The 14,604-nt window shown below is 38.9% G+C and carries 11 protein-coding genes and 1 pseudogene; 7 read left to right on the top strand and 5 right to left on the bottom strand.

Features of this window, described 5'->3' with window-relative positions; all coding sequences use genetic code 11:
- Nucleotides 1-496 precede the first annotated feature (496 nt).
- On the bottom strand, nucleotides 497-1,399 hold the full coding sequence (locus tag ACFINX_RS02505) for a polyprenyl synthetase family protein (protein WP_375668285.1): 903 nt from the start codon (nucleotides 1,397-1,399) through the stop codon (nucleotides 497-499).
- A gap of 424 nt (nucleotides 1,400-1,823) precedes the next feature.
- Here ACFINX_RS02505 and rpmF point away from each other — a divergent pair, with 424 nt between their 5' ends.
- Nucleotides 1,824-2,003, top strand: coding sequence for a 50S ribosomal protein L32 (gene rpmF, locus ACFINX_RS02500; RefSeq protein ID WP_005774555.1), 180 nt, complete (start codon nucleotides 1,824-1,826; stop codon nucleotides 2,001-2,003).
- A 1,475-nt stretch (nucleotides 2,004-3,478) separates the two neighbouring features.
- Nucleotides 3,479-4,197 (top strand): annotated as a pseudogene (locus ACFINX_RS02495) (tyrosine-type recombinase/integrase); the annotation flags it as partial.
- Nucleotides 4,198-5,101: 904 nt separating this feature from the next.
- Here ACFINX_RS02495 and ACFINX_RS02490 read toward each other — a convergent pair.
- From ACFINX_RS02490 to ACFINX_RS02480, 3 genes are all read right to left on the bottom strand, one after another.
- A complete protein-coding gene (locus ACFINX_RS02490; RefSeq protein WP_273790499.1) occupies nucleotides 5,102-5,686 on the bottom strand; it encodes a CarD family transcriptional regulator in 585 nt (194 codons plus the stop codon).
- Between the two features lie 303 nt (nucleotides 5,687-5,989).
- Nucleotides 5,990-6,331, bottom strand: a complete 342-nt coding sequence (gene fdxA / locus ACFINX_RS02485) for a ferredoxin FdxA (protein ID WP_015856977.1) — start codon at nucleotides 6,329-6,331, stop codon at nucleotides 5,990-5,992.
- A 21-nt stretch (nucleotides 6,332-6,352) separates the two neighbouring features.
- Entirely contained in the window at nucleotides 6,353-7,933 is a 1,581-nt protein-coding gene (locus ACFINX_RS02480; RefSeq protein WP_375613182.1) for a hypothetical protein, read from the bottom strand.
- On the opposite strand from ACFINX_RS02480, the gene ACFINX_RS02475 reads away from it, so the two are divergent.
- Together ACFINX_RS02475 and ACFINX_RS02470 are read left to right on the top strand one after the other, a co-directional pair.
- Nucleotides 7,932-8,069 carry a hypothetical protein gene (locus ACFINX_RS02475; RefSeq protein WP_375637565.1) on the top strand — a complete coding sequence of 46 codons (138 nt, stop codon included), beginning with the start codon at nucleotides 7,932-7,934 and terminating at the stop codon, nucleotides 8,067-8,069. The two genes, ACFINX_RS02480 and ACFINX_RS02475, sit on opposite strands and share 2 nt — an antisense overlap.
- Before the next feature lie 440 nt (nucleotides 8,070-8,509).
- A complete protein-coding gene (locus ACFINX_RS02470; protein ID WP_375668284.1) occupies nucleotides 8,510-9,421 on the top strand; it encodes an RNA polymerase factor sigma-32 in 912 nt (303 codons plus the stop codon).
- A gap of 310 nt (nucleotides 9,422-9,731) precedes the next feature.
- Here ACFINX_RS02470 and ACFINX_RS02465 read toward each other — a convergent pair whose 3' ends face one another.
- Nucleotides 9,732-11,309: a M48 family metalloprotease gene (locus ACFINX_RS02465; protein ID WP_375668283.1), complete on the bottom strand. Its 1,578-nt coding sequence runs from the start codon at nucleotides 11,307-11,309 to the stop codon at nucleotides 9,732-9,734.
- A 147-nt stretch (nucleotides 11,310-11,456) separates the two neighbouring features.
- On the opposite strand from ACFINX_RS02465, the gene ACFINX_RS02460 reads away from it, so the two are divergent.
- The 3 genes from ACFINX_RS02460 (at nucleotide 11,457) to ACFINX_RS02450 (ending at nucleotide 14,441) form a co-directional block, all read left to right on the top strand.
- Nucleotides 11,457-12,092 carry a thiamine diphosphokinase gene (locus tag ACFINX_RS02460; RefSeq protein ID WP_375668282.1) on the top strand — a complete coding sequence of 212 codons (636 nt, stop codon included), beginning with the start codon at nucleotides 11,457-11,459 and terminating at the stop codon, nucleotides 12,090-12,092.
- A 100-nt stretch (nucleotides 12,093-12,192) separates the two neighbouring features.
- Entirely contained in the window at nucleotides 12,193-12,579 is a 387-nt protein-coding gene (locus tag ACFINX_RS02455; RefSeq protein ID WP_375645924.1) for a hypothetical protein, read from the top strand.
- Nucleotides 12,579-14,441: an ABC-F family ATP-binding cassette domain-containing protein gene (locus ACFINX_RS02450; protein WP_375668281.1), complete on the top strand. Its 1,863-nt coding sequence runs from the start codon at nucleotides 12,579-12,581 to the stop codon at nucleotides 14,439-14,441. The genes ACFINX_RS02455 and ACFINX_RS02450 overlap by 1 nt, the downstream gene beginning before the upstream one ends.
- The last annotated feature ends 163 nt before the right edge of the window (nucleotides 14,442-14,604 follow it).

The raw sequence follows: 14,604 nt of genomic DNA, 5'->3' as shown, positions 1-14,604 counted from the left end.
ATTTGATCTTCTACAACAAGATAGCGTGGAAAGGCATAAAAATTACGATTCTCTACTGAGGGCATTGTACTTCTTTTATTGTTTTTTGCGGGTTTATAAAATGCCTGGTTTTATACTTATTCTGTTTATTTTTTGCCTTATCGTTAGAAGATTAAAGATATAAAGGAGAAAACGAGTTTTCCTCTTTCCGGTTGTTTTTTATTCGGCTTTAAAGCACCCACTGTAATATCTTTTAAAACATGGTGATTACGCATTTTCACATTTTGTTTCTTTCAGTCTTTAATGGAAGGCATTTTTCATGCAAAATAGGATACCCAGAATGCATTTGTGTTATAAATTCACGCGGCTTGTTTTAATGAAATTCTTCTTAAGATTTGTCGCACCCATTTCATGATAAGGACTATAATGGAGATTAATGGTAACGTTTCTTTGAAAAGTCTATTATGCATTCAATAAATATGATGGTGTACACTATGTACAATAGGGTGGATGAAGTTTAATTTTGGCGTATTGCACTAAAGTGTGCTGCTTGTTGGAGGGGGAGTGCTTTAGCGCCAAAAGGATGTAAGAATGCTTCTGCTTTACTGATGAGTGTATCTCGCTTTTTTTGGGTTTCTTTAATGCCGTAAAGATGAACAAAAGTGGCTTTTTGTGCCGTTTCATCTTTCCCAGCCGTTTTTCCTAGGGTTTGCGTGTTGGCGGTGACATCAAGAAGGTCATCGGTTAATTGAAAGGCTAAACCAAGATAGGTACCAAAATCAGTAAGCTTTTCAGTTAATTCTTTAGATGCATTGCCAATGATGGCACCTGCTTGGCAAGCAAAGCTTATCAGGGCTGCTGTTTTCATGTGTTGTAGAGTGATAATGTCAGTACTTTCTTGCGGTCTTTTTTCAGCTTCAAGGTCCAGCATTTGTCCACCTAACATACCGCCAAGTCCTGCCGCTTGTGCAAGAGACGTGATCAGCTTGATTCTAATATCTGTAGATAGATTACTAGCTTTATGGGCAATGATTTCAAAGGCAAATGTTAAGAGGGCATTGCCTGCTAGAATTGCTGTTGCTTCATCAAATGCTACATGGACAGTGGGTTTTCCACGCCGGAGTATATCGTTATCCATAGCGGGAAGATCATCATGAATGAGCGAATAACAATGGATACATTCTAAGGCACATGCAACATCAAGAGAATGTTCTACAGGGACATCAAAAAGTGCAGCACTTTGAATTACAAGAAAAGGACGCAAGCGTTTTCCACCGTTCAGCACACCATAGCGCATGGCTTTGATTAAATTTTTAGGGCGTGAAATTTCACCAGTTTGGATTTGATCACTTAACAGGGTATCAAGCCGCTTTTCAACGGTATTTCCATGTTTTGCAAGAAGGGTGGTAAATTCGTGCATTCTTGCTTCCTTTGTTTTTACAAAAATGAAATTATGAAGTTTAAAGAGAAAGGTTGTTGCTTTTTCTTGTTTTCATAAATTGGCGTCGTTTTTTATTAAAAATCCACTTCTCTTTTTATCTGTATCTCTACTGTATGCGCAAATCCCTTTTTAAACCAAATAAAAATTGAATGAAGGGCTTATAAAAAAGCTTTCATTGGTGTATAAAATTCTTAAATTTTGCAGTGTTTTTGATATTCATTTGATTATTGTGACACCATTTTTGATAACAGGAAGGTCATTTTTGGTAAGAGGAGGATCATTTTGACATTGCCTCTTCTTTTTTATCAGTGTATAATATACTCAAATTTTATGGTATTTTAAATGAAGCATTGTCATTTTTGACATTGCTTTTTCTGTTTTAATGGATTTGGAGTGTCTTTTTATGGCTGTACCTAAACGAAAAACCTCTCCAGCGAAGAGGGGCATGCGCCGTTCGGCTGATGCTCTGAAGGCGCCGACTTATATCGAAGATAAAAATTCTGGTGAATTACGTCGTCCTCATCACATTGATTTGAAAACGGGAATGTATCGTGGGCGTTCCGTTTTAGTGGTTAAAGACTGAGCATTTTCTTTCTTTTCCAGAGGTCAACTTCTTTTATTTCATCGATCAATGCACGCTTGGGGCGTGCATTTTCGCTTTAAGATGAATGTTGAGGTTCCCTTGCGTCGTCTTCTATCGATGTGGAACAGGGAATGTATCGTGGGCGTTCTGTTTTAGTGGTTAAAACTTTAGCGTTTTCTTTCTTTTCCAGTGGTGGATTTCTTTTATTTCATTAGTGAATGCATTGGGTAAGATGCGTTTTTCACTTTTTCTTGAGAACATGTGTGGGATAAAGTTTTGCTGTAGAGAAATGATTCTATTGTGGGAGATGATTTTCTTGTTTTCTTGAGAGGCTATAAGGGATTGCTTGTATCAGTGTCTTTTATGATGACTTCGTTAAGAGCTTGGGTATTGATATAAGTTAGTTCAGTAATAGAATCATTTTGTATCGCACTTAATCTTTATTGACTATAGAGAGAATCCTATTAGACCGTAAAATATCATCGTTTAAGGCGGTTGATCTATGTAAGGATTTAAGCATACCGGTGTTTTCCGGTGTTTGTTATGAGAATATTTAAGGCAATGGTTTGTCTATAGACTTATATTGTGACATGTGATTCTCCTTAAAAAAATAGAGATCGACATCACATTGATTTATAAAGATCATTTGTTGTTTTGCGCCTTGAATGGAAGCTCTATCGTAGGATTTTCTCATTTCAAATTTTTCCCCATGTTGAATCAATGACAATCACTTGCTTTTCGGTCACAAGTGGGGCTGGCATGTGGGTGAAAACTCTATAAAAAAGGAAAAATGTTTATAATGAATATTTTCAAATGTAAGAATTGTTGTAACATTGGGGTTAAGTGTATGCTGATGCCAGCGTGCTTTCTTATGAGCAGAAAAGAGAAAACCGTTACAAGACAGAAGTTGTACACATTCAATAATCTTTAGTGCTTTTTATGATAAAAGTGCATGAGACTTTTCTATGAATATCACGCTGTCTTTTCATATTTTTGAACTAAGAATTGTCCATATATTTTTCGTATTTTTGTGAATATAAGGGATTTGTTGCGAACAGCTTGTAAAAATAAGTAAACTTAAAACCAGATATGTTATGTGTGGGGGTGAGCAAAGTATTTTATCAAAGCCGGTACGATTCTCCAGTTCATAGCTGGTTTATGAATGATTTTATAGTGTTTCTTACCTAAGTTTATGATTTTTTTGTTATCTGTTCATCACTAGACAACATATTGATTTATATATATAATTCATTGTTTTTCATATTGAATTAGAACCCCGAATAACGTAAGATTCACTTATTTCAAATCTCTCTATCTAGAATCAATCAAAACCACTCGTTTGCACGTCACAAGTGGGATGAGTGTGTGGATAAAATTTGTATAAGAAAGGACTAGAAATGGTTCTTATGAATCGTCTTAAGAGCCAAGGGCTGTCGTAACACCCACGAGCTGGAAAATATAATGATGGTACCGGCTTGCTTCTTCACAAACGTAAGAGATGGGGGTGGTCAATGGATTTACCGTTATACCTTTCACGGGGGCCGCGAAATGGGCTTGGGAGCGTTGCGAGATGTTTCTTTAAACAAGTCCGTGAATTGGCAATTGGGTGGGGTGCTGTTTTACGTGAGGGGCGTGATCCCATTAAAGAACGTGAGAAACAAAAGCGTGAGGCAATGCGCAATCTCCATTATTTAAAAAATATTGCTTTAGATGCTTTTGAAAGCCGTAAAGCTGAATTAAAAAATGATGGTGAGGCGTGTGATTGGTTTTTACACTGACGCCTTTATATTCTCCCCAAATTAGGTTGTCTGCCCGTTTCAGAGATTACGCAAACTGAGATACGCAATACGCTTTCTCCCATTTGGCATGCAAAAGCTGGAACAGCTCAGACAGCACTGAAGCGTCTTAATCTTTGTCTTAAACATGCGGTTGCATTAGGGTTTGGATGTTGATTTACAAGCAAAAAAAGCACGCGCGCTCTTAAGGTAAGCAACGTCATAAAACGTAAAATAGACCAGCTATGGATTGGAAAGATGTCCCTGCTTTTTATCAGTTACTCTGTAAAACACAAAACATAACACAACTGGCTTTGCGTTTGCTTATCCTGACAGGCGTTCATACTAATCCTTTGCGTCATATTCGTGAAGATCAGATTGAAGATGATATCTGGACAATTCCTGCTGAGAATATCCAATCTTTAGCGGTTTGTTTGAAACAGAGATTGAGACTTTTAAGAGTTCTATGAATCATTCTAGATTTTATGTGTCCGATTGGAGTAAGAATATTGCGTATATCTCGTAATCTCTGAAATGAGAAACCTCATTTGGGAAAAATATGAAATTGAAAGGGCAATGCTAACGTTCATTTTTATTGTTATTTTTTAAGTTAATTTTACAGCTTTCAAAAGTATTTGGAATGCCTTTTACAGAATGGAGATGATGGTTTTAGTTCATGCTTTTTTTATCGCGTTTTTTAATGGGGGGAATGCTTCTCATGCAAAATAGAGTGCCCAAGACAAAATATGCTTATGTTGTACTGTCACGCTTTTTTTAAAAGGAATATTTTTCAATATTTGTGGCATCCATTTTATGACGGTGTTTTTGAATGTTCCAATGGTTTTGTAGAAGGGTAAATGGTAAAGTCTCGGTGTAGTGTATAAACGGCACTATGATCTTTACGCTTAATGAAAAAGCAAGCCTGCTGCCTTACACATCTTGCCAGATTCCAATGTTGGTATATCCTTTGGTGCTTGAGACAGTGTCTCGCTCTTTTTGTACAGTTTTTACCCACAGATCAGCTCCGCTTGTGATTGACAAGCAAGTGATTTGATTAATTCAACATGAGAGCAATTTGAAATGAGTAATCTTACCATATTCAAGATTCTAATTTAATATGAATAATGCTAGATTATGATGATTAATCAGTTTGTTATCTATGAAGAAAGAAAATAAGGAGGAGGAATTTGTCGAAAAGTTAGATTGTTTATAGATTGGCGCTGGTTAAGAAACTTTGTCCTTAAGGGCAGAGAGGATGTTAAAAAATAAAACCAGCTTTTCGCTGGTTTTATCGAAATATCATCATTATGATGAAAGAGTGTATTATGCAGCGTAGACAGCTTTACTGTTTTCATCTGTTTCTTCTCTCTCAGTTTTAAACTCGCGTTCCGGCTTGTTGGAGAGATGCATCTCTATGAGATTGATAGCTTCTGTTTCAGAAAGACTATTGATAACCGCAATTTCACGGGCCATTCTTTCAAGAGCAGCTGTATAAAGTTGGCGCTCAGAGTAAGATTGTTCAGGCTGTAGATTAGAGCGGAAAAGATCACGGACCACTTCGGCGATACAAATAAGATCTCCTGAGTTGATTTTAGCATCATATTCTTGTGCACGACGTGACCACATGGTCCGTTTAACGCGTGCTTTTCCACGTAAAACTTTTAAGGCACGTTCGACAGAATCACTAGCAGATAATTTACGCATTCCAACGGAAAGGGCTTTTGCAATGGGGACTTTGACATCCATCTTATCTTTCGCGAAATGAATGACAAAAAGTTTTAATTTATGTCCTGCAACTTCTTGATCTTCAATCGCTATAATTTGTCCTACTCCATGCGTAGGGTAGACGATATATTCAGAGGTTGCAAATTCTTTGGTCTTGGAAGACGTTCCATGTTGGGATGCCATATTTTAGTTTACTCCCTTATGATCAACAAATGTATCGGAAAACAGGTTATAAACCTGAGGGTTGAGTTTTCTTTAACCAAGTATATTGTACCAATTAAGTGAGCATAAAAGCCGAGTACTTTTAAATCAAAAAAAAATACACCGCTTTACTATAACAAGCAAAGAAAAATACTTAGAAAGATGATCATGTTAAAATAACACTAACATCAAAATTTAAAAGAATCAATCATTTCGCTTAAGGATTTTTTATTTTTACAAGAGAAGTCTTTCAATCGTTGAAGGAGGAGAGTGTACACTTTATCATTACTCTTCGCCACTTCCTGGATTTTCTGAAAAATACTTTTCTAATTTATTTGGAACACCATCCATTTCTTTTGCTTGAGGAAGAGGATCTTTTTTGGTGGTTAGATTAGGCCATTTGTTTGCATAATGAAGATTGAGTTCTAACCACTTTTCTAATCCTGGTTCTGTATCAGGTAAAATCGCTTCTGCTGGGCATTCTGGCACGCAAACACCACAATCGATGCATTCATCGGGGTGAATAACAAGCATATTTTCCCCTTCATAAAAACAATCAACTGGGCAGACTTCAACGCAATCCGTATATTTGCAGTGAATGCAGTTGTCGGTTACTACGTGGGTCAAGATCAAACTCCATTTGTTACTTTAATTCTCTTTAGAGGAAAGTGTGTGCGTGTTTTTATGATTGGTGAGTTGATCGCGTAGTACAGCTAGTTTCGCAAAAGGTGAATCAGGATTAAGGCGCTTTTCTTTTTGAAAGGGCTTATGATTTGCATGTTTCCCTTGGGATTTGTGGAACTTATGAGAGCGTTTTGCTTGTGATGGTGCTTCTTGAGGGGAATTTTCATTTTTGTATTCCGCTTTTTTTACAGCGTTCTTCGATTTATTTTGCCACTTATTTCCTAATTTATCACGTTTTTTTTGTGCATGGTGGGGAAATTGATGCTTATAATGCCATAACAAAATAACTTTATCTTCTTCTGTAGAGCGAGGGGATTTGGCAAAATTCCCAACAGGTTCAGCTGCTGGTAAACGATTGGTTTTATGGAGATGTTTTTCAATACCAGAGGATGAAGTGTTTGGGAATGAGGTATTTTTTTCTTCTCGTGTTGTTTCTAAATCGCTTACTGTTTGCCATTGACTTCCAACGCATTCTGCTGCAGGAACATCTTGCATTGCCCTATTGACAGGGGAAGAGGCTTGGTGTGCAAAGAGATTTTGTTCAAAAACAGTATTGCTTATGCTGTACGATTGATAACCAAGTCCTTTGAGGATTTCTTCCATATCGTTTCCATTGGCCCCAAGAATGGACATCATGGCTGGTGTAACAAAAAAACTTTTGCCATCATAGGCTCCATCGGGTTTAGGATCACTTCCTTGTTTCCAATGAAGTGCGGGACGGATGAGATTGGCAAGACGTTCTAAAATATCAATCCGTACAGCACGTTGTCCTAAGATTCGGTAGCCGGCTAATTGATAAAATTGGCGGTTATAGGTAGGGTCAACAATTAAAGAGGTTCGACCAGCAGATAATGCTGAAAAAACTTCACCCAAACCAGTTTGATCTTGTCCCGCATTTTGAAGATTCCACAGGAGAGTAATGGCTTGAACCGGAGCAGGTTTAAGCATTCCGGCAACATAGATATGAAAAGCGCCAAAACGCACGCCTAGACGCCGAAGAACGGCACGTGATTCTTGCGCAAGGTTTTTGACAATGTCTAAGACTTCGCGGCGTGGTAAAATCCCTAAAGAGTTAAAAAGTTGTAAAGCAAGACTGTTTGTTGAATCCGTTAAATTATCAGCATTGCGCAAATCAAACAGGGGTTTTAAAGTCGTTTCAAAATGAAAGGTGACAAAGCGTTCTAATCGTTTCACAACGTTATTGCGGGATTCTCCCGTGAGTTGTTCATCTGCTAAAACAATCAGTTTTGGTTTAAAAAAATCTTCTGTTGCTACAAGTTGTCCTACGGGTTGACCAATCCAGCGCACAATTCCATCAGAACTGAGGGTAAAATCTCCATTTGCAGAAGCACAAAAACGTGTCGCGCGTTTGGAAAAAGCAAGAATCAAATTCTCATTCTCTGTTGAAATTTGCTTCTCAGCTATTTGATCGGTACTGTTTTTGTTGGCATAAAAACGAAAACCTTCAAATTTACCCCTTCCGTGTTTTTCAATGAGAATATCATCTTGAAGAATCTCATTCTGTTGAACAATCTTGCTATCCATGATCATTTTCTTTCTCAGTGTGACACTGGTCAAAAGCTTTTTGCGACAATTTCATAATGGTGCTCTTTCTTTAACACGTTTGTTGCGTTTGCTTCAATCACTCTTGTCATTTTTTGCTGTTTCTTTGCGCCTTTAAAACTTGAATGATTCTTTTTTCATTCAGTTTTCATTCAGTTTGGATGCTTTATATTTGCAAATTACACTTATTAGTTGTATTGTAAAGCTAAAAGCATAAATAAATTCTTCAATTTAAAAGGAAACGGAACCGGTTATCAAAAAACGGCATTTCTTTTGCATGATCACTTTATTTTTTTGCTGTTTTGTCATGAAAAGTGAAGAGAAAGTTTTTTCAAATATTTCATAGGCTAAAAGGCATATTGTAAAGGCATTTTGCAGGTGAAATTGTGTCTTATGTCAAGAAGTTTTACCATGACAGTAAAAAAAACAATTGCGATTATAAAATTACACGTTAAAGTAGTGGTCACAGAAGTTAACAACTTTTGCGTTCTTTTTAAGCGAAGAACAATGATGTCGTTGCCAAATCAATTTTGATAATTTTAATCGCAAGGGGTTATTATGGGTAATCTTTCAAATGCTGTTTATAAAAGCAGCAAAAATTATAGCGATGCAGACAAAAGCTTAGGACGTAATATGATGCGTTCTGCTATGCAAGCACCTTATCTTGAACGACAAAAAGAGCATGATTTGGCTCTGCGGTGGAAAGACAAACGTGATGATGATGCCATGCATCAAATTGCAGCGGCTCATATGCGTTTAGTGATTGCTATTGCTAATCGCTTTAAACGTTTCAAAATGCCATTGGGGGATTTGGTACAAGAAGGGTATGTGGGACTATTGGAAGCAGCTGCACGTTTTGAACCTGATCGGGAAGTGCGTTTTTCAACATATGCAACGTGGTGGATCCGCGCTTCTATTCAAGATTATATTTTGCGAAATTGGTCAATCGTTCGAGGGGGAACGAGTTCTTCGCAAAAAGCACTTTTCTTTAATCTTCGGCGTTTGCGTGCAAAACTGATACAAGATGATAGTGCTTTGTCAAAACAGGATATTTTTCGCACAATCGCTGAAAAACTCGGTGTTTCCGTGCGCGATGTTGAAACGATGGATTTTCGTTTTTCCAGTTCTGATAATTCCTTGAGTGTTTCTGTTTCTGAGAACAGTGATAATCCCATTGCTAAGATGGATGTTTTGGTGGATGAGAGTCCTCTTCCTGATGCTTTAATTGAGCAAGTCATTGATGGTCAACGGCGTACACAATGGCTTTACGATGCGTTGCAAATTCTCAACGAACGGGAGTTGGAAATTATTCGCTTTCGTCGCTTAAATGAAGAGGGGGCGACTCTCGAAGTTTTAGGTGAAAAGTTAGGAATCTCGAAAGAGCGCGTGCGTCAAATTGAAGCTAGGGCTTTGCAAAAATTGCGTTCTGCTCTCCTTACGATTCATTCAGAAGATGCTTACGATATATAAGCAGTGAAAGGCTTTTTGGGGGGGAAGAGAATATATTAAGTGGGGGCATATGAGAATATGATAAAGTCAGTTTTAGGGGATGTTCATATTTGTTTAGGAATATGCCTCCTTGGGAGTGCTACTGATAAACAGAGGAAGATAGGGGGCTGTTAGTTGGAGGAAATATATATATATATATCAAACGGAGACCTATAAAGGCATGATGAAGTTGGATTTTAAAGTGTTCCTCTTTATTTTCGAATATGCTTTAAGGGGGAGGGCGTGATACAGGCAGAAAAGAATCAAAACTGTAACGGATGAGAAGAAAGGCTTATTCTGTAATAATTTTCACTTTTGTACCTGCGGGTAAAGTTTGCGTTGGTGAGAGGGCGTTGAGGATGCGAAAGAGTTTTTCTTTATATGGTGTGTATTGCATTTTATCTGCAAGATTGGCAACGGTTTCTCCTTGTTTAACACGGACAACACGGATTTTTAAGGGCTGCAATTTTTTTAACTGTGAAGATGAAAGAGAATGAAAGCTTTGTAGCGTTTTTTGGGCAACCTCTGCAAAATTTCGAGAATTATATGGAGCGGCCGTCAAAAAACGAAAGATGTGGTTGTTGAATGGAATGACAACCACATCAAATTGCCATTGATCATTGGTAGCATAGGCCCGCGCTCCAAGTAAACTTTGGCTTTGGGATTCTTGGCGCATAAATTCTTGATTGGGGAGCCCTTGAATTGTGATGGGGCGGATAGATGATTGATCTAGACCGATAATCCAGCCGCTTTTCAAATAATCACTCGCAGATATTTCAGCAGGATGTGGAATAGCATCAAAACGAATCGCAATTTTATCTGGTCCACTGGCCCAAACAGTGTGTGCTGAATGTTCTATTGTAAAATTGTTTGGAACAGAAAAAGCTATGCGCAATTGTGGGTGAATAAATTGGTTGCCTCGTACAAAACCTGTATAAAAGCCTCCTCCAAAAATTATGCCATCAATGCTTTTGAGAAAAGAATCATGATCGGATATTTTACTATTCCCTTTACTGATTTTACGCGCTTTTTCTATCGCAAGCCGAATGCGTTGAGGGGTAGTTGGGTGGGAGGCTAAAAAATCTAGAGAGGCATTTTGGGTGCCAGAAATATTACGAAAAGCACTGTAGGCTTCCATTGTTTGAAGAAAGCGTGGTGAAGCAAAAGGATCATATCCTGATTGTTGGAGCATTTCGAGCGCAAGGGAATCAGCTTCCAGCTCTTGATTGCGGGAAAATTGCGCGAGTTGTTGCTTGTTTTGCATAGGGTTATGAAGTTTTTTGCCAATAGAAGAAAGAAGACGTGAAGACATATGATTGGTCATCTTTAATTGGGCTTCTTTTTGCAGGCGTAAAATGCCATGATTGGCTCTGATATGTGCTATCTCATGGGCTAAAATGGCTGCAACTTCTGAAGAATCATTGGCTAATGCCAGCATACCACGAGTGATGTAGATCGAGCCGTTGGGGAGCGCAAAAGCGTTGATAGTTTCTGAGTTTAAAATTGTTACAGAATAGCTTTGATGAGAACTATGGGATGCAACTGCTAGTTTACGGACAATCTTTGCTAAAAGGTGTTCAAGTTTTGCATCATGATAAGCGCCACCATACATTTGCAAAATACGTGGGTGTTGCAGAGCGCTTAATGTGACATAGATATTGTGGTTGTTGGTACGTTTGATCGTTTTAGAAGAAGTGGAAGAAAGCCTATCATTTTGAGAAAAGGGTGTATGACAAGCTGAAAGGAGAAACGTTAAACTTATGAGAGTGGCTTTATACAGGCAAGAGCGAAAAAGAAAATTGCGGTGAAAAATGGGGTGCGTTGGACCATGGTGCACATTATTTCTGCGGAGTAATTTGGCAAATTGCATTTGTATCTTTGTATCGTATGTTTCTTTAAGAAAGGCATTAAGAATAAGGATTCGTTTGGCTATATCACGCTTTTTGTTTATAAAAAATGACTCTCACTTATAAAAAGATGCACTGTAAAGAAAATTTTGTGAAAGGCAAAGTATGGCATGACAACATTTACGATATTATTAAATGGGGATGTTCATATCACTGATCGTTTGCTTAATAAAATTCAAAACAGTCGGGTAATTGCTGCTGATGGTGGTATGCGTCATGCGGCAGCGCTTAATGTGACGCCTGAGTTGTGGTTAGGGGACTTTGATTCATCAGATGAGAACTTAATACGTCAATATAGTCATGTTCCGCGTGAAGTTTTTCCCTCTGATAAAGATATGACAGATAGTGCTCTGGCATGTGAAAGAGCGCTGCAAAATGGCGCTAAAAAGCTTATTTTATGCGGTGCTTTGGGAGGGGAGCGAAGTGATCATAGCCTTTCTCATATGACGCAAGCGTTGATGATGGCTGAAAGGGGTATTTCAGTGTTGTTGACAAGCGGTTTGGAAGAAGGTTGGCCGGTTTTGCCAAAGCCTTGTTCATATGATTTGCCTAAAGGGTGTTTGTTTAGTCTTATCGGTTTTTCTGATTTAAAAGGTTTAACGCTTAAGGGAGTAAAATGGCCAATTTGTGACAAAAATGTGTCATTTGGCTCTTCTTTAACACTTTCTAACCGTATTTGTGGAACCTTTTCTTGCCATTTAGGTTCTGGAAAAGCTATATTGCTAGTGTCTGTACCTATTCCATAAAGCTCTTCCAATATATTTTGAATAAGGCAGGGGGGGGCCTAGTGATGAAGTGCCGACATAAACGATATATGTATTGATCTTGAGAAGGAAAGGTTTTGATATGTTAAAATCAATTTTTAAAGTGGCCGTTGTTGCAGCCATTGGTTTCAGTTCAGTCGCTTGTACTACAAATGATGAACGCGTTGCACGTTACGGCGTAGGAGGAGCAGCAATCGGTGCTTTGGCTGGAACTGCTATTGCTGGAAGTACGCCTGGAGCAGCACTTACCGGTGCAGCATTTGGTGCTTTGGCTGGAACAGTAACAGGTGCAGCTGCAAATCAAAGAAAACAACAAAGACAGGCATCACAATTGTGCACGTATCGTGGTCGTAGAGGGCATGTTTACCAAGCACCTTGTAGACAAAGAGTTCCTGTACGGCAATTGTGTGCTTACCGTGATGCAAGAGGGGTGATGTATCAAGCACCTTGTCCGCGCCGCGTTCGTTAATGGCGGTGCCGCTTCTGCGGCTTGACCGCATTTTCTTAAATTTTGGAAAAACGCCTTTGCTCAATCAAGCTTCTTTATCGGTTGAGCAGGGGGCGCGTATTGCGTTGGTTGGCCGTAATGGTTGTGGAAAATCAACCTTATTAAAAATTGCCGCAGGAATATTAGAACCTCATGGTGGCGAAATTTTTCGCCACCCGCGAGTAACGCTCCGTTATGTCTCACAAAATCCGGATTGTTCAGGATTTGAAGATATTAATGCTTATATGGAAGCGGGGCTGGATGATATATCTGATGTTCAGTGGATTAATACGCTTCGCACAAATTTAGGGTTTTCTGGGACGGAAAAATTGGAAACGCTTTCGGGAGGCGAAAAGCGGCGTGTTTCATTGTTACGGGCCATTGCTGCAAAACCCGATATTTTGTTCTTAGATGAACCAACCAATCATCTTGATTTACCAACCATTGAATGGCTGGAAGCTGTTTTGGCTTCTTTGCGTTCAGCGATTGTGGTGATTTCCCATGATCGGCGATTTTTAGAAAATGTTACGCGGTCAACGGTATGGCTTGATCGTGGCACAACCAAAAGACTGGAAAAGCGTTTTTCTGAGTTTGAAAATTGGCGTGATAAAGCACTGGAAGAAGAAGCCATCGAACAGCATAAATTGGGGCGCCAAATTGCTCGTGAAGAGCAATGGTTGCGTTATGGCGTGAGCGCACGGCGTAAGCGTAATGTACGGCGCTTAGGCGAATTAAAAGACTTAAGACAGCGTCATCAAACCTATAAAGGGCAGCCAGGAAATGCACTTTTGACAGCAGCAAAAAGTCATGATTCTGGGCAATTGGTGCTTGAAGCAAAGAAAATTTCAAAATCCTATGGTGATCGCATTATCGTGAAAGATTTCTCTTTGCGCATTCAGCGGGGTGATCGAATCGGTTTGGTAGGACCCAATGGAATCGGAAAGACAACGCTCCTTTCTGCATTAATTGGGCAAGAAGCCGTGGATAGTGGAACGGTGAGGCATGGCTATAACCTCTCTATGGCATTGCTTGATCAGCAACGTATTTTAAATGAAGAAGAAACTTTAGCGCATTATTTAACGGGGGGAAGAGGTGATACTCTTGTGATCAATGGGTTGGAGCGGCATGTGGTTTCTTATATGAAAGACTTTTTATTTTCACCGGAACAAGCACGCACTCCCCTTAAAGAATTTTCTGGGGGAGAAAGAGCACGCCTCATGCTTGCACGACTTCTTTCTCGTCCTGCAAACTTTTTGATTCTTGATGAACCGACCAATGATTTGGATATGGAAACTTTGGATTTGTTGCAAGAATTTATTGCTGATTTTGCGGGGACAGTATTGTTGGTCAGCCATGACAGAGACTTTTTAGATCGTACTGTAACGCATATGTTGGCACCTCAAGGTGATGGTCATTGGGTTTTGTATGCGGGCGGCTATAGTGATATGATGGCGCAAAACCAGCATGCTCTTCGTTTACAACGCAAAAAAACAGAATTATCGCAACGTAAAGCACCTTCAAAATCTCATGCGGGAGAGCTTTCAAAACAGGACACATCAACAGATGATCGCTTGATAGGGCGGGAGAAAAAAACACGAGGTAAATTGTCTTATAAGCAGGTTTATGCATTGGAAAAATTGCCTGAAGAAATTGCTGTTTTACAGGACGAAATCAAAAAAATTGAGCAAGAACTCTCTGATCCAGCCCTTTATCGCAGTGATAAAGAGCGTTTTGAACGTTTATCAACAACGTTGGCAAAAAAGAAAAATACTTGCACACAAAAAGAAGAAGAATGGTTAGAACTTGAAATTTTACGCGAAGAAATGGAAGCGCGTTCACGGTAATGTTTCAGATATTAATATCTAAACATTTTAATTCGTATTGCATCATCGCTTTTCTTTAATTTGTTACAAGAGTTTGTGGCTGATTTAGCGGGAACAGTGTTGTTGACGAGTTATGACAGAGACTTTTTAGATCGCACTGTAACATATAGCATCTCAAGGCGAT

Origin of the sequence: Bartonella sp. AP36NXGY (genome assembly GCF_042195865.1) — a bacterium.
Taxonomy (GTDB): domain Bacteria; phylum Pseudomonadota; class Alphaproteobacteria; order Rhizobiales; family Rhizobiaceae; genus Bartonella.
Note: the sequence above shows the minus strand (reverse complement) of the source record. Positions and strands in the feature narration are given on the sequence as shown.